General features: G+C 66.6%; 17 protein-coding genes. 9 read left to right on the forward strand and 8 right to left on the reverse strand.

The features are described from left to right. The first annotated feature begins 367 nt into the window (after nucleotides 1-367). On the forward strand, nucleotides 368-811 hold the full coding sequence (locus ACWDXS_RS18625; RefSeq protein WP_378626797.1) for a DUF7144 family membrane protein: 444 nt from the start codon (nucleotides 368-370) through the stop codon (nucleotides 809-811). Between the two features lie 209 nt (nucleotides 812-1020). After that, nucleotides 1021-2394: a cutinase family protein gene (locus ACWDXS_RS18630; protein ID WP_378988843.1), complete on the forward strand. Its 1374-nt coding sequence runs from the start codon at nucleotides 1021-1023 to the stop codon at nucleotides 2392-2394. A gap of 53 nt (nucleotides 2395-2447) precedes the next feature. Here the strand turns inward: ACWDXS_RS18630 and ACWDXS_RS18635 are convergent, their stop codons facing one another. The 4 genes from ACWDXS_RS18635 to ACWDXS_RS18650 form a co-directional block, all read right to left on the reverse strand. After that, nucleotides 2448-2660, reverse strand: a complete 213-nt coding sequence (locus ACWDXS_RS18635) for a helix-turn-helix domain-containing protein (protein WP_378988841.1) — start codon at nucleotides 2658-2660, stop codon at nucleotides 2448-2450. A gap of 199 nt (nucleotides 2661-2859) precedes the next feature. Further along, nucleotides 2860-3834, reverse strand: coding sequence for a helix-turn-helix domain-containing protein (locus tag ACWDXS_RS18640; protein WP_378988839.1), 975 nt, complete (start codon nucleotides 3832-3834; stop codon nucleotides 2860-2862). Between the two features lie 158 nt (nucleotides 3835-3992). Next, complete coding sequence (locus ACWDXS_RS18645; protein WP_378988837.1) at nucleotides 3993-4625, reverse strand: GNAT family N-acetyltransferase; 633 nt, start codon at nucleotides 4623-4625, stop codon at nucleotides 3993-3995. Next, nucleotides 4622-5800, reverse strand: a complete 1179-nt coding sequence (locus tag ACWDXS_RS18650; RefSeq protein WP_449967154.1) for a ThiF family adenylyltransferase — start codon at nucleotides 5798-5800, stop codon at nucleotides 4622-4624. The genes ACWDXS_RS18645 and ACWDXS_RS18650 overlap by 4 nt, the downstream gene beginning before the upstream one ends. 509 nt (nucleotides 5801-6309) lie before the next feature. Between ACWDXS_RS18650 and ACWDXS_RS18655 the strand changes: the two genes are divergently transcribed. Next, nucleotides 6310-8514 carry a serine/threonine-protein kinase gene (locus ACWDXS_RS18655; RefSeq protein ID WP_449967157.1) on the forward strand — a complete coding sequence of 735 codons (2205 nt, stop codon included), beginning with the start codon at nucleotides 6310-6312 and terminating at the stop codon, nucleotides 8512-8514. A gap of 573 nt (nucleotides 8515-9087) precedes the next feature. Here the strand turns inward: ACWDXS_RS18655 and ACWDXS_RS18660 are convergent. The 3 genes from ACWDXS_RS18660 to ACWDXS_RS18670 all read right to left on the reverse strand — a co-directional run bounded on the left by ACWDXS_RS18660 (nucleotide 9088) and on the right by ACWDXS_RS18670 (nucleotide 13303). Then, nucleotides 9088-11181 carry a nitrate- and nitrite sensing domain-containing protein gene (locus tag ACWDXS_RS18660; protein ID WP_449967160.1) on the reverse strand — a complete coding sequence of 698 codons (2094 nt, stop codon included), beginning with the start codon at nucleotides 11179-11181 and terminating at the stop codon, nucleotides 9088-9090. Nucleotides 11182-11261: 80 nt separating this feature from the next. Beyond that, nucleotides 11262-12623 (reverse strand): sensor histidine kinase, encoded by a 1362-nt coding sequence (locus ACWDXS_RS18665; protein WP_449967163.1) that lies wholly within the window; start codon nucleotides 12621-12623, stop codon nucleotides 11262-11264. Beyond that, a complete protein-coding gene (locus tag ACWDXS_RS18670) occupies nucleotides 12620-13303 on the reverse strand; it encodes a response regulator transcription factor (protein WP_449967474.1) in 684 nt (227 codons plus the stop codon). The genes ACWDXS_RS18665 and ACWDXS_RS18670 overlap by 4 nt, the downstream gene beginning before the upstream one ends. Before the next feature lie 271 nt (nucleotides 13304-13574). Here ACWDXS_RS18670 and ACWDXS_RS18675 point away from each other — a divergent pair, with 271 nt between their 5' ends. The 4 genes from ACWDXS_RS18675 to ACWDXS_RS18690 all read left to right on the forward strand — a co-directional run bounded on the left by ACWDXS_RS18675 (nucleotide 13575) and on the right by ACWDXS_RS18690 (nucleotide 17162). Then, nucleotides 13575-14477 (forward strand): cutinase family protein, encoded by a 903-nt coding sequence (locus ACWDXS_RS18675; RefSeq protein ID WP_378988800.1) that lies wholly within the window; start codon nucleotides 13575-13577, stop codon nucleotides 14475-14477. A gap of 53 nt (nucleotides 14478-14530) precedes the next feature. After that, nucleotides 14531-15241 (forward strand): hypothetical protein, encoded by a 711-nt coding sequence (locus ACWDXS_RS18680; protein ID WP_449967166.1) that lies wholly within the window; start codon nucleotides 14531-14533, stop codon nucleotides 15239-15241. 139 nt (nucleotides 15242-15380) lie between these two features. Further along, nucleotides 15381-16355 carry an alpha/beta hydrolase gene (locus ACWDXS_RS18685; RefSeq protein WP_449967169.1) on the forward strand — a complete coding sequence of 325 codons (975 nt, stop codon included), beginning with the start codon at nucleotides 15381-15383 and terminating at the stop codon, nucleotides 16353-16355. A gap of 141 nt (nucleotides 16356-16496) precedes the next feature. Beyond that, entirely contained in the window at nucleotides 16497-17162 is a 666-nt protein-coding gene (locus ACWDXS_RS18690) for a TetR/AcrR family transcriptional regulator (protein ID WP_378871194.1), read from the forward strand. A gap of 39 nt (nucleotides 17163-17201) precedes the next feature. On the opposite strand, the gene ACWDXS_RS18695 is transcribed toward ACWDXS_RS18690, so the two are convergent. Then, a complete protein-coding gene (locus tag ACWDXS_RS18695) occupies nucleotides 17202-18167 on the reverse strand; it encodes a hypothetical protein (protein WP_449967173.1) in 966 nt (321 codons plus the stop codon). A 251-nt stretch (nucleotides 18168-18418) separates the two neighbouring features. On the opposite strand from ACWDXS_RS18695, the gene ACWDXS_RS18700 reads away from it, so the two are divergent. After that, a complete protein-coding gene (locus ACWDXS_RS18700; protein ID WP_387442641.1) occupies nucleotides 18419-19507 on the forward strand; it encodes an MlaD family protein in 1089 nt (362 codons plus the stop codon). Between the two features lie 128 nt (nucleotides 19508-19635). Continuing rightward, nucleotides 19636-20679 carry an amidohydrolase family protein gene (locus tag ACWDXS_RS18705; RefSeq protein WP_378988792.1) on the forward strand — a complete coding sequence of 348 codons (1044 nt, stop codon included), beginning with the start codon at nucleotides 19636-19638 and terminating at the stop codon, nucleotides 20677-20679. Nucleotides 20680-20683: the final 4 nt, after the last annotated feature.

A 20683-nucleotide genomic window follows, 5' to 3' on the forward strand; every position in this document is an offset into this window, starting at 1 on the left:
TCTCGGTCGAGCCGGGGTGTCGTCGCGCTTCGGGCCTGCATGCGCCACCGATCCGGCGGCCCACCGGGACTACGAGTGGCCACCACGTCGTTCAGCCGGGGTTCGCGGAAGGCCGCGAGCGCGGATTGCGAACCTGAAACATCGCCGCATCAAGCGGCGAGCCTCCGGTAAACTCGCTGCGTGTCGAGCTAGACGGATCGTGGGCGATCGAACTCCGATCGCGAGCACCACCCTTCAGTCGGCGCTGCGCAGAGGCGTGCCGCGCATTCCGCCGTCCCTATCGAAATACGCGATTGCCTGTCATTGCGACCTGTCGGAGTCTCGGAGATCTGCGATGGCGGAATATCGCCGCAGCAAGGGGCTTGCCATGACCGAGCGCAATCCTTCCGCAAATCGTCCCGTTCCCGAAGAAGAGCCTTTCGCGCGGCAAGCCGCTGCCGAGGGGATCTCCGTGCTGGCGGCGATCATGCTGTTCATCGCCGCGGCGGCCTCCATCCTCGAGGGCATCTCCGCGATCGCCGAGGACGAGTTCTATGTCGCAGGCTTCAGCTACGTCTACGAATTCGACGCGACCACCTGGGGCTGGGTTCATGTCGTCCTCGGCGTGATCGCCATCGTCTGCTCGATCGGTCTGATGTCGGGCACCGCGTGGGCGCGATACGCGGCGGTGGGCATCGCGGCACTGGTGATCATCGCGAACTTCTTGTCCCTGCCCTACTATCCCGCGTGGTCCATCGTGATCATCGCGATCAGCGTGGTGGTCATCTGGGCCGTCACCGCCTGGCAGCCCGCTCGCCACGACCGGGCGTGATGCCGAAAACCGCACAACGCGAAAGCCGCAGGCCAAGGCTCGACCGTCACACCGCGCGGCCCCCGGCAGCTAATCTGAAATGAAACTGTGTCTGAAAACCTCGGCGAAACCGACTGCGAGTGGCGAGAATTGGCCCCGACGGACGGTTCGGCGCAACTCAGCACCTGTCGTACGTCACGAATTCCCTTCGGCAACAGAGGAATTGGACGATGGACAGGTTGTCGAGATCCGCCGCGGCGATGCTGGTTGCCGCCGTCGTCGCGGTCGGGACCGCGGCGGTCGGCGTCGCGCGGGCGGAGACACCCAGCACGCAGCCCTGCACCCCGTACACGGCAATCTTCGCGCCGGGGACCTGGGAGACCACGCCGGGCGCCGATCCCGGGGTGCCCGTCGGGATGCTCCAGCCCGTCGGCGATGGCCTGCAACGGCAGTTCGGCCGGGACATCACCGTGCGCTATGTGCCCTATGCCGCCAGCGCTTTCGACCTTGGTCTGAGCTACGCGGAGTCCCTGGGCACGCTGGAGTCCCGCTTGCACCAGATGATGCGCGGCCTGTGCCGCTCGACGCGGGTCATCCTCGCCGGCTACAGCCAGGGCGCGGACGGCATCGGCGATCTCGCCACCGAGATCGGCAATGGCGACGGCCCCATCGATGCCGATCGAGTGGTCGGTGTCGGACTACTGGCCGATCCACACCGCGACCCGAAGACCACACTCTCCCTGGGCAATCCGCAGCCCGGCCTCGGCATAGCCGGAACGCGAAGCCGGGATTTCGGTGCGTTGACAGACCGGGTTCGCACCCTGTGCACCGACGGCGACCTGTACTGCTCCCTCGATGCCACCACCTCCCCGTTCCTCGCTGTATTGGGCCGGGTCCTGAGCGGTGATCCCGAACCGATCGCGAATGTCATCCCCGCCACGGTCGATCCCCGCAGCCTGATCGCTCAGGCTGTCACCATGGGCGCCGGCTGGACCGCCACCGCGGCGAACCTGCCTACCATTCTCGACAACCTCACCCACCTCTCGGAATTCATCGCGGCGGGTGACATTCGCGGTGCGCACCGGACCGCGAATGCCCTGAACGTTGCCCTGTCCCCGTTGGTCGAGGCCGCCGCGGGTGTGGACCGAGTCCTGGTCGCCCAGGTCATCCGCGCGGCCGCCGCCGTCGACCCCGCTGGTTGGACCGCAGCCGTCAGCGTCATCGCCGACGCCCTCGTGCCCATCGATTTTCTGAGCATCGCCGACAGGGTGGGCCGAATTCAGGAAATCCTGTGGCGTGCGGTCGAATCCCTCGATCGCAACGACCCCCTCGCCGCCGCCACCGACCTGGCGACCTTGGCCGCCACCGGCGCCGACCTCACGGGTTCCGTGCTCGGCCCTGTCGCCGCCGGGCTCCGAGCAGACCTCCGCGCGACCACCCGAACCCTGCTCAGCATCGCCGACCCCGCCACCATCGACGAACTCGTCCAACTGGCCCGCCAAGGCGTGGACATGGCCAACTTCTACGCCTCCGAGGCTCACGTCGACTACGGCGACGACGTCCTGATCCTCCTGAACTACCTGAGCTCCCAGGTCGTTTCGTAGCCTCGCTGGTGTGTCGGCTCGACCTGCATCGAGCCGACACACCAGCATTCAGATCAGCACGTCACGGCATCGCCGACCGAGTTGTCGAGACGCACCCCCAGAACCCTCGACAACTCGCCGACATTGTCGGCACTGGGTGTCACCACATCGCGCTCCCACCGGCTGATCTGGTTTCCGTCCGCGATTCCGATCCAGTCGGCCAACTCCGCCTGGGTGAACCCGGAGGCCATCCTTGCCGCCCGAATCGCTTTGCCGATCGTGGACATGGTCTCCCCTTTCTCTCGATGCCCTCCGCGCGGACCGCATCGGCGCGGGTGCCCGTCGGCGAACCCTCGTACTCCTGATGCGGTCTCGCGCAGCCACATTCGAAAGGTATCGGCGAATCGGCCTGCGAAGGAGGCTGTGACTGCACGGCAACTGACTGTGCACGCACAAACGTGCGTGCATCCGGGCGCGGAACTCCGGCTACTTCGGTGGGTTGCCCACATCGGTGGCGCTGCGGCGCCAGTCACGGGGCGTCATCCCGAATGCCTCGCGGAATCGCCGGGCGAAGTGGGCGGCGTCGCGGAAACCCACGGCGCCGGCCACAGACGCGATGGACCGGTGCGCATAGCCTCTGTCGATCAGCATGTCGCGGCCCCGGACCAGGCGTTGTTCGATGATCCACTGCTCGAGACTGATACCCGACTGTGCGCAGACTTTGTACAGGTGGCGCACAGAGATGTTGTTGCCGGCGGCGATATCGGGGATCTTCAAGTCCGAATCCGACAGGTGGGTCCGCACATACCCGAGGATCTGCTCGATCAGCAGCTGCTCCGGGATGGCGGCACCGTCACCCGGCCCCCGGCCGGCCGCCGAGATCAGTAGCGCCCGAACCATTTCCAGACACGACTCGCCCACGGAGGCAGCGGCCGGATCCGTTTCGAGCTGGTCGGCGATCCCGACCAGATGCTGGATCTGCGCCGTGACCATCGGGTACAGCGGCGACGCCGCCAGTCGCCCGTGCGCCGCGACGACCGTTTCCGCGGAAATGCCGAGGCGCTCCCTGGACAGCTGCAGGCACAGCGTTCCGCCGAGACCGTGCCAGCCGGAGGCGAACGTCGTGGCCAGGTCGATCACTTCGCAGGCGCCGGGCTCGATCAGCGTTTGCGCACCGAACTGTTCGTGCCTGCGAACCTGTCCGTTCTGCACGGTCACCGTCAGGGTGTCGCTGGGCGTGGTTCGCTCATGCCGACTGGTTCGGCAGACCTGATGACCGGATACCTCCGAGCGAGTGAGCGCGATCGGACCCAGCATCCAGGCCTGGTGACGGCTGACCACTTCGGCCGGCGAATCCCACATCTGCAGGGTGGCCCCGATATCGGCTTCCTGCAGGATTGCGGTGACCGCCTCCCGCCGGTCCGCCGGCGTGAAGTAGTCGGAGTCGATCAGCACTGCCATTTGTGATCTCTACTTCGGATTCTCGTCGGCGGTGGTGTCCCTCCCATCGCCGACCGCTGCGCGTATTCGGGTGGTGGCGATTCGGGGGCCTGTAGTCGGCGATGCTATCGCGCCGTGGCGCGCCCGGAGCCCGATTCGGCAGGGTTGCCGCACCGACTTCACCGGCCCACGGTGGCGTGTTCCCTTGCCGTGGTTGGCCGTAACGCCAGGATTCGACGTTCGGCAGGCGTCGCCGTCGCAGCCCATTCCGGCCGTATAGCCGCATAGATGCACACGTCGCGCCACCGACCCTGGGTTCGGTACAGCTGACGCAGCCGCGCCTCCGGCGTCAAGCCCACTCCCGACATCACCGTGTCCATCACCGGATGATCGTGGCGGTGCCCCGCCCATACTCGGTGAATCCCGAGCGGCCCGAAGGCGAATGCCGCCAACAGCCGCCCCGCCTCGATACCGCCCGCGCGCAGCGCCCCCTCCGGAACCACGACCAGACCGCCGATCATCGCGTTGCTGCCGAAATCCTCCACCAGCAGGCCGATGGTGCCGACCATGGTGTCCTCACCCGGCGCCGTGATCGCCAAGGTGTACTTGCGCCGCGGAGTCTCGCCTCGGGAACGCAGGGCGGCGTCGAACGACGTCGCGGCCGCCCGCACGCCCATGCTGTCGGTGCCCATATATCGGGTCAGGTGCGGGTCGGTGAAGATCCGCTGATAGACGCCCAGATCACCGGCACGGAGATCACGCAACCGCAGCCGCGGACCGACCAGTTCCACATTGCGCAGATCGATCGTCAACGGAGTTCCTCCATCACCCGCACGAATGCCGGAGCGATCTGTGGGCCTACCGCGGGGATCAGCTCGTCGAGGTCGATATAGGTTCGCCCCGACGGGATCAGCTCGCCGAGCAGGATCCGGCGAGCCGTGTCCGCCACCAAGGCGCCGCCGAGCATCACCCCGGAGGCGAGCTGCGGCCAGCTGCACAGGCTTCGGCCGATCTCACCGACAGCGTCGCGCATCGCCGGACTCAGCCGCGGCTCATCGACCACTGCCAGCAGAAATGCCAGCAGCTCGCCCCGGTTCATCCCCGCGACATCGGACGAGGTCGACCCACCGATGCGGCCGTGGAACAGCGGGCGATGGGGTTCGCGATCGAAACGCTCCACATCCAGCAAGCCGCGATCGTTGGTGTCCATCAGTACCGGGATCTCTCGGCGCCGCGCGTACTCACGGGCAGCGACTTTCGCCCATACCGTGTCGCATTCCTCCACCAGCAGATCCAGCGGACGGGTGCCCTCCACTCCGTCGAAGAACGGCCCGATCGATTCCTCGGTCAACCCGTCGGTGAACACCTCGATATCGAGATAGGGGTCGATCTCGAACATCTGACGCGCCGCCAGCACGGCCTTGGAGACCCCGAGATCGCCCACCCCGGCCCGCAGCCGGTTCAGATTCGACAGCCCGACGGTGTCGAAGTCGGCCAATCGGAACGATCCGCCGACCCCTTCCATCGCCAGCGTCACAGCCGCGCTGTTGCCCACCGACAGCCCGATCACACCGATCCGGCGCTCACGCAGGACTCGCTGCTGCACTCGGTCGATCTTGTTGCGATTCCGATCTGTCCGTACCCGCTGGAAAACCTTGCGCGGCAGCACATGTACCAACCTGCCGTTCCACGGATAGAACACCCACGTCCCCCACTGCCACAACGGAGTCCCGTCACAGATCCGACGACGGGATGCCACCAGTGAGCCGGTCGACTGCGCGACCGCAGGGTCCTCGCAGCGGATCAGTTCGTCGAGCTGATCTTCGATCGTGTCGTGCACCGCACTGACCGAACCCGACGCTGTCAGCGCTTCGAGATCACGCAGCCCTTCCGGGCTCGATGCATCGAGCAGCTCGGGACGGAAATGCGACGTCGCGGCGCCGGGCGTGAGTGCCGCCGGACGCGGAACCGAGCGATGCCAAACCATGTGTGCACAAACCTCCGACCCTCATGAGGCGAACGGCCACCCGCTCGCCCCTGTCGACCAAGACGCGCAAAGGATACACACAGCACACCTTCAGCAAACCGACCTTCGGTCCACCGGCATGGCGCGACAATACCTCCGACAAACTGGGACTATGACCAATAGAGTCGGCACGAAAGGCGACCCGTTCCACCACGCTTTCTCGCCATCGCAATAATCCCGCAAGCATCGATTCCAGGGCCTCGGGCGACGACGACCGCTCACTGGCGCCCGGTTCACCAAAGCGGACACAGTTCGCACCGGCCGGCCACCCCGGGGACGGACTTCCACCGACGTGGCACAGAACAGTCCGGCTACACCGGCGGCGCAGTGGACCCGAGGCGCACCATTTGCTCGAATCGGAGCGATACCCTTGAGCAAGGGAGTCTTGATGGAAGGAGCTGACGTGGGGCAACTGGGCCGCATCGCGTATAGCCGCTCTGTGATCGCCCGAGTCTGATCTCGAGCTGCCGATGTCCGAGCCGATCGACCTGGTCGATGCAGCCGAACGAACCCGCACCGCGCTCGCCAGTGCCGTGGCGGAACTCTCGCAGGCTTGGGCGGCCGGTTCTCCACCCGACCTCTCGGCGTTCCTCCCCGGAGAACCCGCGGCGCGGCACACCGTCCTGGTCGAACTGATCAAGATCGACCTCGAATACCGCTGGCTTCGGTATCACTTTCCCAAACGACTGATCGAATACCGCGCGGAATTCGCCGAGCTGCGGGATGGTCCGCTGCCCGCCGAGCTCGTCTATGAGGAATTCCATGCCGTGCGCCGCGGATCGGAGGCGACCGATGCGGCTCCCACCGCGGAGGCGGTGACCGCGGGGGCGACCAGCCCCGACCTCGTGAGCGACTACCACAGCACGATCATCGCGCGTCCCGGCGCGCAGGTTCTGCTCGACGCCGTCGATGTCGGCGACCACGTCGACGACTTCGACCTCCTGATGAGGATCGGCGCCGGCGCCTTCGCCCAGGTCTATCTGGCTCGGCAACAATCGATGCAGCGACTCGTCGCGGTCAAGATCTCCCACAACCACGGCATCGAACCGCAGACTCTCGCCCAGCTCGACCACGAATACATCGTGCGCATCTTCGACCAGCGGCTCATCGCCGATGGCCAGCTGAAGCTGCTCTACATGCAGTACCTACCGGGCGGGACGCTGCTCGACGTGCTGCGGTTGCGGCGCTCGACGCCGTCGCAACGCCACGGTGGGCAACTGCTGCTCGACGCCGTCGACGAGGTCCTCGCCGCGAAGGGTGAGGTCCGGCCGACCGAATCGGCGATCCGGACCAGGACCGCGGCACTGACCTGGCCGGAGACCGTCGCCTGGCTGGGTCGCCGACTCGCGGACGCGCTGCAGCACGCGTCCGGGCGAGGAGTGTTGCATCGAGATATCAAACCCGCGAATGTGCTGCTGAGCGCCGAGGGAGTGCCGAAGTTGGCCGACTTCAACGTCAGCTTCAGCCAACGCGTCAAGGGCACCAGCCCCCTGGCCTACTTCGGCGGATCCCTGGCGTACATGTCGCCCGAACAGCTCGAAGCCTGCCATCCGGACCTGCCCGCGACCGCTTTCGATCTCGATACTCGCAGCGATATCTTCGCGCTGGCCGTCATGCTGTGGGAATTGCTCACGGGGCGGCGGCCCTTCCCCGACGAAACGTCCGCGGGCGAGTCGGAGACGTCGCTGGCCCGCATGCTCGAATTGCGGCGCCGACCGGTAGAGGCGGCATTCTTGTCGGAGCTTCCGCCGGATTGCCCCATGGCGCTGCGCCGCGTGCTCCTGAAATGCCTGTCGCCCGACCGCGAGGACCGTTATTCGTCCGGTTCGGAGGTGGCCCAGCAGTTCGACCTGTGCCTCGAGAAGAGGGCCCGCGACCTCGTCGATCCGCCGCCGGACAGTTGGCGAACGCGACTGTCGCGATGGCCCACCCTCACCCTCTGGCTGTCATCGATGGTCGGTGTCGGCCTGGCTACGCTGTACCTGGCTGTGCACGCCCAGGAACTGATCAGAGAGCGCCTGCCCGATGCAGCGAACGCGCAGATCAACAGGGGCGTGATGGTGTGCATCCTCTGTGGCTTTCTGCTGGCCGTTGTCATCTACGTCTGCATTTCACGTGATCAGCTCGAGGTTCTTCGCGGCTTGCGCATGGGCAGACGCTACGACGAGGCAAGGCTCGCGCGGGTGCGGTCGCGGACACTGCTGTGGGGCGACCTGTGTGCGCTCAACACCCTGCTGTCCGCGCTTCTCGCCACCGGGACGGCCGTGCTGCTGCTGCGCTGGTTCACCGATCTTCCGGTGCGGCTGCAGGTCCATGCGGCGATGACTGTTCTGGTGGCGGGCACCATCTCGGTCGCCTACACCTTCTTCCTTTCCACGTTCTATCTCGTCCGCTGCGTCTATCCCCGCTACCTGCGCCACGGGCGCACGACGGAGCGCGACTCCGCCGACTTGCGCTGGCTGCGCCGCAGGACCACGGTCTACCTCGCGGTGACGGCGTCGGTGCCGGTGGTCGGGGTGCTGGCCGGATTCAGCTTTCTCGAACCCGAGGAGCTGTGGCTCGTGCGCGATTCGGTACTGGGGCTGTGCGCGGCCGGCGGGCTCGCCTTCGTCGCCGTGTACTGGTTGTTCCGGAAGCTGGACGCGGACCTGCGCGCGCTCAGCCGGGTGGTCTAGCGATCAACCCATGGCGACCTGGATCCGTCTGCCACGCCTCCCGTGCCGCAGACAGGGAACCAACATTTCTTCACGCATATTGCACAAAAATGGCACTAGTCGATGACTCCTCCGGGAGCCCTCCGTCAACTCGCCCGCCACCATCGAGCTGCCTCCACCCCGAGCAGGGAAGAGTCGACGACCAGGGGCGGCCTAGTGGGCGAGTTGGTCCTCTGTGACGCGTCACTGAGCGTACTGCTCGCCGAAATGCGCGAGGCCATCACTCGCTACGGACCTGTCATGGCGCCATCCACTCGGTCGACGACCGGCCAGCTCGCCAATGACTTACTGGGCGTGGAGACATCCGACTTCGCTCTCGTCGACCGGGATCGGCAGTAACAAGCTCGCCGAAGCCGTGCGCGACATCGCCGTCCTACACAACGTCCTCGACACCAACCCGGTCAACAACGTCGCTTGCGGCAATCGGTCGACCGCGGCACTCTTCCCGCGCCTCGGGGGGCTGCGCGTCGGCGTGTCCCGGATCCGAGCAGGACCGAGCCGTCGGCACATCTCGCGCGTGCGCGCCTGTGATGCCTACCGGAGCAGCGGGCGTGCATCACCGGCGCCGGCGGGCTCCGAAGGCGATCTGTCATCGAGCAAGGTGAGAGGTAAGAACACGTGCGCTGTGACTCCGCCGTGGTCCGACTCGGTGAGTCGGACCTTGATCTCGTTGCGGCCGGCGAGGATCGAGACCACGATCAACCCCATGCGCGCGTCGCTGGACAGGTGCATGATGCCGAAATCCGGGGCGCTGTCGAGAATTCGATTGATTCGGTTCAGTTCCCGCGGGGACAGTCCCCGCCCTTGGTCGGCGACCTCGACGACGGCGCCACCTTCGACGAGTCCGCCCGAGACCGTGACGGGTGCGGTCGTGGATGAGAAGTAGGTGGCGTTCTCGACCAGCTCGGCAAGCAAGTGGATGGTGTCGGCGACGACGCCGCCGTTGACCGAGACATCAGGGAAGCGGTTGAGTGTGACGCGCGTGTAGTCCTTGGACTCGGTGATCGCCCCCTGCACGACGTCGCTGAGCGGCACCGGATATCGCCATTGCCGTCCGGGACGTTCACCGCCGAGAATGATCAGGTTCTCGGCGTTGCGACGTTCGCGAGTGGCCAGATGGTCGAGTTCGAACAGCAGCTCCATCTTGTCCGGGTCCTCCTCGTGAGCTTCCGCGGCGTCCAGAACTTCCAGCTGGCGAGACGCCATGGCTTGGCTGCGGTGTGCGAGGTTCAAGAAGATCGCGTTGACCGCGCCGCGGGTCCGGGCTTCGGCCATCGCCGCGGACACCGCCGCGCGCTGTGCGGTGTCGAAAGCCTGTGCCAACTGCCCGATTTCATCGTCACCGAAGTCGGATGGAGGTAGAGCCGAGGTCAGATCGATCGCCTCACCAGCACCGATCCGGGACATGATCGCAGGCAGCTCGGTGTCCGCGACGGCCAACGTGTGCAGTCGAAGGCGTCGGAGTCGTCGAATGAGTCCACTCGCCAACCATGAGGTCAGAACGAACGCCACGGCGGCGATGATCAGCGCTGCGAGCATGGTCAGGGCGGAGGTGCGCACGGCGTTGTCCGCGATGTCGGTCGCTCGCTGTTGGACACCGGCGAAGTTGGTGCGCCACAGCGTCAACAGGCCGTTCACCATCAGTCCCAGAATCTGCTGTGCCGCCACGGAATCGGTGGGCAGCGGCTCGGTGGGGTCGTCGCGGTCCGACGGGGCGGGGGCAGCGCCTCTGGCCACGACGGCGTTCTCGAACTCGACCAATTGTCTCCACTGTGGGCTGGAGGTCAGTTGCACGAGCCTCTGCCGGATGGTGGGATCGTCCTTGTGCGCCAGTGAGTCCAGGTCAGCGTGGTAGGCGCCGACCCTGGTGGCGAACGCTTGCAAGGCGGCCTGGTCGAGTGCTGTCTCTGCGTCTGCGGCCGCGACGAGTGCGTGCACCGCGGAGATGGCGTCAGCTGTGCGCAGCAAGGTCGCGGTCGTGGTCAAAGCGATAGTGCTGTCCACGTCGGGAGCTCTGGGGACCAATGCCTCGACCGCGATCGTCCCGGTCGCGGTGAGCAGGCTGTAGGCCTGGTACACCTCGTCGACTGTCGAGGTACCGCTGACCGTACGCGCGCGCACGGCGCCGAGTCGGCGGACCGTGTCACGCAGCTGGTGAGCGGAATCGTCGAACGCTCCGGTGGTGAGTTCGCCGAGTGACGATGCGGCCTCCAGCAGTGCCGTGCCGGCGGCGTCGACGCGAAGGCGCTGGGCGTTGAGCTCGTCGGAGCCGAGTTCCGGCCGTGCGACGCGAGCCATCGCGAATCGACGTTCCCGCAGCATGGCTTCACTGAAGTCCACCGCCTGCGGCGCCACTCGGAGGATGAGTTCGGCCCACGCCCGGTTCTGCCGGTTCTCCTCGATGAGGTGCAGGCCTACCACGATCACCGCAGTAGCGAACACGATGCTCGGGATGAGCACGATGGCCATCACCCGTGCGCGAATTCCGGTCAGCGGATTCGATTTCGCCGGGCGCGCGGGAGGGTCGTGGCGGATCGGAGTGTGGGTCCGACCACCCCGTGTGCGCCGGAAGCGGGCGGCGCCGGCTCGTCGCGCGTTCGATTCCTTCCGTTCCAGCTGGTCTTTCATTGCCCACTCCCATCAGTTGATGAGAGAATCACATGCGATGCAAACATCAGTCAAGTGGCGTCGTGAGAGTGTCATGCCCGCTACTCGACTCGGTCGGACATCTCAGCTCCGTCGGCACCTCGGGGATCGGGGCAGGCGAGGACGACAGCGAGCCGTAGGCCGCCGAGTGGGCTCGTGATCAGTTCCGCGCGTCCGCCGTGTAGTTCGGCCTGCTGCGCGACCAGGGCGAGGCCGAGGCCCGATCCTTCGCGGGCCGCGCCGGAGCCCCGCCGGAATCGACCGAACACCACGTCGCGTTCGTTCTCGGGCAACCCGGTGCCGTTGTCGTCGACCGCCAGCAGGAATCCGTCACCGGTTCGGTGGACGGAGATCTCGATTCGGGTGGCGCGGCCGTGGCGAACCGCGTTCGTGATCGCGTTGTCGAGAATCAGGCGGATCCCGGCCGGGGAACAGTGGCAGTCCGCTCGTTGCTCGCCGGAGACGACCAGGTGGAGTTCCGGATGGGTCCGTGCCGTGTCCGCGACGACCGAGTAGGCCAGCTCGACCACGTCGGACGGTTCACTGACGTGGCGCGATGTCAGTTCACCGGCGGCGAGCAGTTCCAGCGCCACGAGCGTCGATTCGACCCGGCCGTGTTTGCGGAGCGCGTCGTCGAGGATCTGCGCGCGCTCGGCGGGCACCAGTTCGACATCCCGCGCGATCTCGATGTCCATGCGGATGGCGGTGAGCGGGGTTCGGAGCTCATGGGCGGCCGTATTCGCGAACGTGCGCGCTGTCTCGAGAGCCGAGATCGTGCGCTGCTGCGCGGAGTCGATCCGCGCGAGCATCGACCGGACCGAACCGGCGAGTCGATCGGCTTCCCGCACCCGGAACCATCCTCTCACCTCGAGCAATTCGTCACCGGCATCGATCCTGCGGGTCAGGTCGATCAGTGGCCGGATCGCCCGGCCGCCGAGTAGCCATCCCAATCCCGATGCCACCGCGATCGCCGCCGCCCCGGCGAGCAGGACGCGCTGACGCTGCTCCCGGGTCACCGATTCCGCCGCGGACAGTGGCGCGGCAACGGACACGAGGTGCGGGCCGATCGGAGACTGCTCCACCGTCATGGTCTTGACGCGGTAGCCGGCATCGTCGAGCACCAGGGTCTGGTGCCCCTCGGGCAGCTCCGGCAGTCGCGTGGACGTGCTGGCGAGAACGGCGCCGTCCTGGTGCAGGGTGATGGCGGCGACGCCGCCGTCGCGCACGCTGCCGATGAACAGTTGCGCGGTACCGACATTCGCTTCGACCAGGCCGGTGATGATGTCGAGTTGCTCGTCGACGTGCCTGATGTTGTTCCGCTCGATCGCGACGAACAGGAAGACGGCGAGCGCGCCGACGACGAGCGTCGTTCCCGTCGCCGCCGCCACCGCGACCCGCGTTCGCAGCGAGAGATTCCCCCTCACGGCCCTTCCTCCCGGAGGACGAACCCGACAGCGCGCACCGTGTGCAGGAGGCGGGGCACGCCGTCGTCTTCGAGTTTGCGGCGAATGTGCCCCACGACGACATCCACGACATTGGTCTGCGGCCGAAAGTCGTAACCCCACACCGTCTCCAGCAGCCGGTCGCGGGTCACGACCTCCCCGTGATGGGTGGCCAGGACACTGATCAGCTCGAATTCCCGCCGTGTCAGCGGAATCTCGCGGCCACGGACCGTCACCCGCAGCGCCGCGAACTCGACCCGCAACACCCCGATGGTCACCGAGTCCTGCGCGGTGCTCCAGCCACTGCCGCGGCGGCGCAGCAGCGCACGCAACCGCGCGGTCAATTCGACGAAGTCGAACGGCTTGGTCAGGTAGTCGTCGGCGCCCAGCTCGAGCCCTTCGATCCGGTCCGATACCCGCGTGCGAGCGCTCACCACACAGATGGGCACGTCGTTGCCGAGTGCTCGCAGCGAGGTGATGAAGGCCAACCCGTCCAGTCCCGGCATCTCGATATCGAGCACCACCACGTCGGGCGTCTGCTCGCGGGTCACCGCCAGCGCGGCCGCGCCGTCGGCCGCGGTACACACCGCGAAGCCGTTGAGACGCAGACCACGTTCCAGCGATTCACGAACGTCGGCGTCGTCGTCGACGACCAGCACCATCCCGCTCGCACCCGGGGCGGCGGAACCCTCGCGGGCGTCCACGGCGCGCGGCCGCACCGTTCGCGCCGTGGTTGCTACGTGCACCTGAATTCACTTCCTCTGCCGGTCGAAACGCTTCCTGTCGAAGGTTTACCGATTGCTTGAGAGTTCTCTGACGACGATTGACTGATCATATGATCATCTGTGACGTTTTATACCACCAGGGCGCAGTTCCGCCGATGACGCCGGTCACGCTCCTGCCGAACTCCCAGAGACGAACGGAGCCAGACCGGTGCGGACGAACATGCACACCGCGGCCATCGCGTTGGCGGCCGGTGCGGCCATCGCGCTCACGACCGTGCCCGGCACGGTGACGGGCAGCGCCGCCGCGGATCCGGGCTGCCCCGGTCTCACGGTCATCGCGATCCCTGGCACCTGGGAAACCGGCGAAGCCCGGCACACCCCGGGCCCCGGCATGCTCGCCGGCGTCACCGACGGCCTCCCCGCGAGCCAACAGGTCGCCTATGTCGACTATCCCGCGACGGCCTTCCCCTGGGAGGGCAAGGTCTACGGCGCCTCGCAGCGGGTCGCCGTCGACACAGCGCGCGAGATGATGCGAACCATCGCCGACCGCTGCTCCGGCACCGATTTCGCGCTGGTCGGCTACAGCCAGGGTGCCGACGCCGCCGGTGATCTGGCGGCGGAGATCGGCAGAGGCGGCGGGGTCGTGTCGCCGGATCGCGTGCAGGCCGTCGGCCTGCTCTCCGATCCCCAGCGGTCACGGGCCGATACCCAGGTCGGCCCGCCCGCCCGCGGCGTCGGCGTCCGGGGGCCACGCCCCGACGGGTTCGGCTCGATCACGGCTCGAGTCCGCACGATCTGCGCCGTCGGCGATCTGTACTGCTCGACCGACGACGAGGACTTCGTCATCGCCATCGCCGGCGCCCTGGCCGGAGTTTCCGCCGACCACCCCGACGATCTGCCCCGCTACCGCAGCAGAGCAGCGGAAATGCTGACCGCCCTGCGATCCGCCGACGAACAGGGCGAGCTCACCGACCAGGCCCGCGATGAACGCGCGCGACAGCTCGCGCACTTCTACGGATCCGGAACGCACATGTCCTACGGCAGCTACCCCGTCGACGGCCGGCACACCGCCGTCACCTGGCTGCACGACTGGCTGTCGGCGCTCGGCTGATCCGACCCACCAGACCCTCCCCGGGAAATCTCCGCCACGAAGAAGGAACAGAAATGCGCATCAAGCACCTCACCGCCGTCTCAGCGATCCTGATCGGCGCGCTGGCCACCGGCACCGGGACGGCCTACGCCGACCCGGCCGACGACCTCGGCGTCGTGAACTACACGACGACCACGACCGACACGTCCACGCTCGTCCAGATCGACGCGGGCTCCCTGGTCGTCGAGGACGGCGCCCTGAAGGTGAAGGCACCGGACGGCAAGGTTCTCGCCGGCACCGAACTGAAGTTCCGCGTCGACGAATTCGTCTTCCCCATCGGAGCTGAGATCAACGAGCGGACTGCGACGCTCACTCCGCAGTTCACCCTGGACAAGGCCCACTATGAGCCGGTCGCCCTACCCTACGAGGAGCAGGCTACCTGGAAGAACGACTACGACCGTGAGCGCGACGCCTGGGCCCGCATGACGAGCACGATCGGACTCGGCGCCTCGATCGGCGCCATGGTCGGCGGAATCGGCGGCGCGGCGGTCGGTTGCGTCATCGGCGGCGCGACCGGCGCGACACTGACCGGCGCGCTCGCGACCATGTTCAGTGGACTCCCGTCCGAGGTGCAGGGCTGCATCGCGGGTGTGGCGGCCGGTGGTTTCCTCGGCGTGCTGGCGGGACAGCTGCTCATCGCCGCGCCCGTGGCGATCTACGCCGCGGTCCAGTACTACACCACGATCAACCAGCCGTCGGTGCAGAGCCAGCAGCAGTCGAAGTAGCGGTCGGAAAGCCGGGCGCGCGGTGGGCCCCGCGCGCCCGTGGCCTTCCACTTCGAGCTGAGCCTCCGCCCGGTGACCAGTATCGAACTGGCTCCGACAACCCATGAAAAGAGACGAAGCGTTGATAGCGCTCTCCCGAATGACATTGTGGCTTGCCCTGTTCTCCTTGCTCACGTTTCTGCTCGTAGCGACACCTCGGTCGAACGCCGCGTTCGATCCCGTCGGCGTCGACTTCTGGGTCGACTCCGATATGGGCCCCGTCAAGACCCGCGTATTCCGCGCGGCCGACGGCAACACCCAGCGCGTGGTCTACGCCCTCGACGGAATGTGGGCACGTGAGGACCTCAACGGCTGGGAGATCGAAACCGAGGTCGCCAGGACACTGACCGAGAACAACATCAATGTCGTGCTGCCGGTCGGCGGACAATCCAGTTTCTATATGGATTGGGATCGCCCGTCGTACCTTCCGGAGGGCGCCGTATCCGAAATCGCCGGTGATTCCGCACCCGACACCGGGCCGGGAAAGTCCTACACCTACACCTGGGAGACACTGTTGACCCGGGTCCTGCCCGCCACCCTGCACGAACGGCTCGGCCTGTCCCCGACCCGCAACGGTGTCATCGGACTCTCGATGGGTGGTAGCGCCGCGTTCGCGCTCGCCGCTCATCATCCCGCCCAGTTCAGCTATGCCGCTTCCCTGTCCGGATATCTGAACCCGTCGGCTCCGGGCATGCGCGGAGCGATCTCGGCCGCCATGGCCAAGGCTGGTGGGTACAACATCTCGTGCATGATCAGCTCGCCGACCTCCGACAAATGGCAGTGGATGGATCCCATGTTCCTCGCCCCCGCTCTCATCCGGAACGGGACCGAGCTGTGGGTGTCGGCCGCCAACGGCGTGCCGTCCGAGGCCGGGGAGCCGAGCAAGCAGGCCGCGGAGGGCTCGGCACTCGAGACGCTGTCCCTGACCAACTCACGGTCGTTCCAGACACGCATGAAGTCACTGGGCGCCACCACCGTGACCTACGACTTCCCTTCCTCGGGTGTCCACGCCTGGAAGTACTGGGAAGCCCAGGTCGTGAAGATGCTGCCCGTCCTGTCCGGCGCCATCGGCTGAGCCGACCCTTCGCGCCGGTCGGTCGCTGTGGGTGCGACGCCGGGCCCACAGCGACCGCCACACCCACGCCACGAGTCGCACGCATCGGTACTGAATATCCGATCAGTTATGATTGCTGCGGCAACTCGAGGTGGAGGGCAGATGACAGCCGAGCAGACCACACCCACGCGTACCGATCGTCGCCGGGAACGCACGCGCAATGCGCTGCTCGGCGCTGCGCGGAAGTTCTTGTCCGAGGGCAAGTCATCGGTCAGCATCAAGGAGATCACCGACGCCGCGGACGTCGGTTTCGGCTCCTTCTACAACCACTTCGACTCCAAAGAACAGCTCTTCGACGAGGCCGTGCGGTCCGCGCTGAACGTCTACAGCACGATGCGCGACCAGGTCGTGGCTCGCTACGACGACCCGGCCGAGGTCTTCGCGGTCAGCTTCCGGCTGACCGGACGGCTACAGCGCCGACTTCCCGAGATGGTGCGCGTGGTCCTGCATTCCGGCATGGGGGTCATGTTGCGCGACGAGGGGCTCGCGCCCCGTGCCCGTCAGGACATCGTGGCCGCGCAGGAGGCAGGGCGCTTCGAACCGATGGATCCCGATCTGGCCGTCATGGCGGCGGGCGGAACGCTGCTGGGACTGCTGCAACTGCTCGACGCCGATCCGGATGCGGACGCGGCGGCACTCGCCGACGACATGGCGTATCGAGCCCTGCGCATGTTCGGCGTGAACAAGCGAACCGCGCAGCGCCTCAGCTCCGGACCACTCCCCCAGCTGCCCGCCGACCCCGATCTGCCCCTCGGGGCCGGCGAGTAGACCCACACTCGGTCCGGCCGGGACAGATGCGGACAGGTGTCACCGGTTCGGGTCGAACTCTTCGGTTCCGAGCACGAGGCGCAGTCCGGAAATCCCGGAATGCGCTCGTGCGTAAGCGAGTTCGCGGCTGATGTCGCCGACATTGTTGATGATGGGCAACCCGAGCCCCACAGTCGAGAGCGTGCCCACCGCTCGTCCTTCGGCGTCGAGGAAGGCGCTTCCGCTGTCACCCGGAATGCCGGGCGTCGGCGATTTCAGGGCGTGGGTCCACCCGCCGAGTGAGCTGTCATCGGCGAAGCTCTCACCTCGCTGCGGCGACAGCCCGGGGAGGCCACCCCGGATTCTCGAGTTGCCATAGCTGTAGACGTGTTCGCCCTCGGGCGTGCCGGTGGTGTTGAGACCGGTGGGACCGCCCCAGTACGGCACGCTCGGATCGACCTGATCGACGAGGCCGGGGTCGATCTCGATCAGCGCGAAGTCGTTGTACGCGCAGGCATTCGGGTCCGCTTCGCCGAGTTGCCGCATCGTCAGCCAGCTGCTGTAGGCCAGCCGGCCGGTGCCGATGGTGGTGCCGTCGGAACGGAGTGAGCCACGGCGGGTGAAATCGACCGCGGTGTCGAGCGGCTGACTGGTGGCCGTACATCCGTCGGTTTCAGTGGATCCGCCCGTTCCGGCGCAGTGCGCGGACTGGCCGAGGTAGACCCTGTCGGTGTCGTCGACGAACACGTAGTTCGTCGTGCACTGCCCGCCTCCGTGCGTGTTCGCTTGGATCCCGGGGGTCAGGACGGCCGAACCGGCGGCCGCCCACCGATGACCGGCGTCTTCCGGGGTGACCACCTCCGCCGCGACGGGACTCGTCGTCCGGGGCGACGTCGCGACCGTGCCGCTCGCACCGGACTCCTGCGATCCTCCCGGTACGCCGATTCCACACCCGGAGATCAACAGTGACGCGGAGCACATGACTCCGATCACAGGCAGGGCGACTACGCGCTGCAGGTTCGACATCTCGACCCGGTCCCTTCTGCCGGTGCGGGGCATGGAGCAGCGCGCCGACCGGGCGATAGTTTATGACTGTTTCATCAATAATGATGGTCAATTCTATAAACTGCAACGACGCCGCACCGAGAGTGACGGGAGTCATCCCGATCCGAGCCCGACGCTCCGGGCGTATTTGATGATTTCATCACCAGATCGTGTCGATGCTTCTATCATTTGTGATCGCATCATCATTTATTGGAGCGCGAAGGGACCAGTTCATGCTGGGCAGAAAGAAGGCCGGGTTCCACTGGCTGTGCGTCGCGGGCGGAGCAGCCGCCCTCACCCTCGGCGGTTGCTCCGCCCTGCCGACATCGACGCCTCCCACCAAGATCACCGCGGATTTCGAGAACATCGCGGGCATGTACGAGGGCAACGAGATCATGGTCCTCGGCCTCGCGGTCGGCAAGGTCGACAAGATCGTCCCCAAGGGCACCTACGTCGAGGTCCACATGACCGTCGACGCAGGCATCGAGATCCCGAAAGACGCCATCGCGGCGATCATCTCGCCCTCGATCGTCACCGACCGCCACATCGAGATCACCCCGCCCTACACCGGCGGCGACACCCTCGAATCCGGCGATCACCTGCCGCTCACGCGGACCAGGACCCCGGTCGAGCTGGACACGATGATCAAGACCATCGACCAGTTCGCAGCCTCGCTCGAGCCCGAGGAAGGCCAGGAGGGTCTCGGCCCGCTCTCAGGCCGGGCGCTCTACCCGGTGCTCAACGGCAACGGCCAGAAGATCCGCGAAACCCTCGACGCGCTCTCGGGTGCTTTGAAGGTCGGTGTCGACAACAAAGACGCCATCGCCAACATCATCATCAAGCTCAACGAGCTCACGACGATGCTGGCCGACAACGACCAGTCGGTGCGCGACTTCAGCGACCGGATGACCGCCATGTCGGGGCTGCTAGCCGAGCAGGCGCCCGGCCTGCAGGCAACACTGGACCAGCTCAACGCCTTCCTGGCCAACACCAGCATCGCATTCGCCGGGCACCAGGACGAGCTCGCCGCCTCACTCGCCGGTTTGACCAATGTCACCAACCAACTACGTGCGAACTCCGGCGCGCTCACCGAGATCGTTGACCTCACTCCGCTGCTCATGGAGAACATCGACCGCACGATGGACAAAGACGGAAGGTACTTCCGCCAGAACGTGCTGATCGGAACCGCCCTGTCGGGCGAGATCATCAGCGTCTTCTGCGAGCGGATCCAGATGCGCGCGGACGGCTGCCGCACCGGCAACATGCAGGACTTCGGTCCCGACTACGGACTCACGGCCGCCCTGCTGGGGCTGACGAAGTAGCCCGCACCCAGCGCGAAGCTGCTGACATTTTCATCACTATAGCTAGAGAGTCGTCGTAACTGATACTATCATCACATAAGTGCCGATGGTGTGGCCGCAGATCTCTCCACCATGAACGGAAGGACCCGATGAACGCGGACCGAATCGACGTGCATCAGCACATGATCCCGCCGGTCTATCGCGACGCGCTGCGCCGCCACGGCATCACCGCCCCGGGTGGCCGGGATCTGCCGGACTGGTCGCCGGACTCGGCTCTGAGCCTGATGGCGACTGCGAGGATCGGCTCGGCGATTCTGTCGGTGTCGACACCCGGAACCACCTTCCTTACCGATCCCGCCGAGGCCACGACGCTCGCCCAGGCCCTCAACGACTACTCCTGCGAGATCTCGGCCGCCCACCCGGGACAGCTCGGATTCATGGCCACCTTGCCCATGCCCGACGTGCGAGCGTCCCGGCTGGAAGCCGAACGAGCCCTCGATACTCTCGGCGCCGACGGAGTGGTGCTGCTCGGGAACTCCGCCGGGGTTTATCTCGGCGCCGAGGGCCAGGACGAACTCTTCCGCGCGCTCGACGACCGTCGCGCGGTCGTTCTGGTACACCCGGCGGATCTTCCCGGCGAGTCGGTTCCCGGAATCCTGCCCTTCGCCGCGGACTTCCTCCTCGACACGACCCGGGCCGCCTACCTGTTGGTGCGCAACGGGATTCGACGTCGGTACCCGAACATCAAGTTCATCCTGTCGCACGGTGGCGGCTTCGTCCCCTACGCGGCCCACCGGCTGGCGCTCACCATCTTCAGCGAAACCGGAGTGAGCCCGGCCGACCTGATCGACGAGTTCGCCGGGTTCTATTTCGACACCGCGCTGTCCTCGAGCGCGTCGGCCCTGCCGAGCCTGCTGTCGTTCGCCCGGCCGGGCCACGTCCTCTACGGCAGCGACTGGCCGTTCGCCCCCGATCCGGCGGTGCTCTACTTCGGCGGCGGCCTCGACGCCTACGCGGGTCTCGACGACGCCCAGCGCCGTGCCGTCGAGCGCGTCAACGCACTCACCCTGTTCCCCCGTTTCGGTGCCGCCCCGGCCATCGCACCGTCGACGCCGGTGCTGAACCGGGTTCGGAGCACGATTCGGCGCCAAGCTTTCCGTGGCATCGCACGGGCGATCGGTCCACGAGCGTAGGCCG

The organism is Nocardia sp. NPDC003183, assembly GCF_053590715.1.

Coding starts and splice junctions, on each gene's coding strand:
- ACWDXS_RS18625 (WP_378626797.1), top strand. CDS start 368: ATGACCGAGCGCAATCCTTCCGCAAATCGTCCCGTTCCCGAAGAAGAG.
- ACWDXS_RS18630 (WP_378988843.1), top strand. CDS start 1,021: ATGGACAGGTTGTCGAGATCCGCCGCGGCGATGCTGGTTGCCGCCGTC.
- ACWDXS_RS18635 (WP_378988841.1), bottom strand. CDS start 2,660: ATGTCCACGATCGGCAAAGCGATTCGGGCGGCAAGGATGGCCTCCGGG.
- ACWDXS_RS18640 (WP_378988839.1), bottom strand. CDS start 3,834: ATGGCAGTGCTGATCGACTCCGACTACTTCACGCCGGCGGACCGGCGG.
- ACWDXS_RS18650 (WP_449967154.1), bottom strand. CDS start 5,800: ATGGTTTGGCATCGCTCGGTTCCGCGTCCGGCGGCACTCACGCCCGGC.
- ACWDXS_RS18655 (WP_449967157.1), top strand. CDS start 6,310: ATGTCCGAGCCGATCGACCTGGTCGATGCAGCCGAACGAACCCGCACC.
- ACWDXS_RS18660 (WP_449967160.1), bottom strand. CDS start 11,181: ATGAAAGACCAGCTGGAACGGAAGGAATCGAACGCGCGACGAGCCGGC.
- ACWDXS_RS18670 (WP_449967474.1), bottom strand. CDS start 13,303: ATGGTGCTGGTCGTCGACGACGACGCCGACGTTCGTGAATCGCTGGAA.
- ACWDXS_RS18680 (WP_449967166.1), top strand. CDS start 14,531: ATGCGCATCAAGCACCTCACCGCCGTCTCAGCGATCCTGATCGGCGCG.
- ACWDXS_RS18685 (WP_449967169.1), top strand. CDS start 15,381: ATGACATTGTGGCTTGCCCTGTTCTCCTTGCTCACGTTTCTGCTCGTA.
- ACWDXS_RS18690 (WP_378871194.1), top strand. CDS start 16,497: ATGACAGCCGAGCAGACCACACCCACGCGTACCGATCGTCGCCGGGAA.
- ACWDXS_RS18695 (WP_449967173.1), bottom strand. CDS start 18,167: ATGTCGAACCTGCAGCGCGTAGTCGCCCTGCCTGTGATCGGAGTCATG.
- ACWDXS_RS18700 (WP_387442641.1), top strand. CDS start 18,419: ATGCTGGGCAGAAAGAAGGCCGGGTTCCACTGGCTGTGCGTCGCGGGC.
- ACWDXS_RS18705 (WP_378988792.1), top strand. CDS start 19,636: ATGAACGCGGACCGAATCGACGTGCATCAGCACATGATCCCGCCGGTC.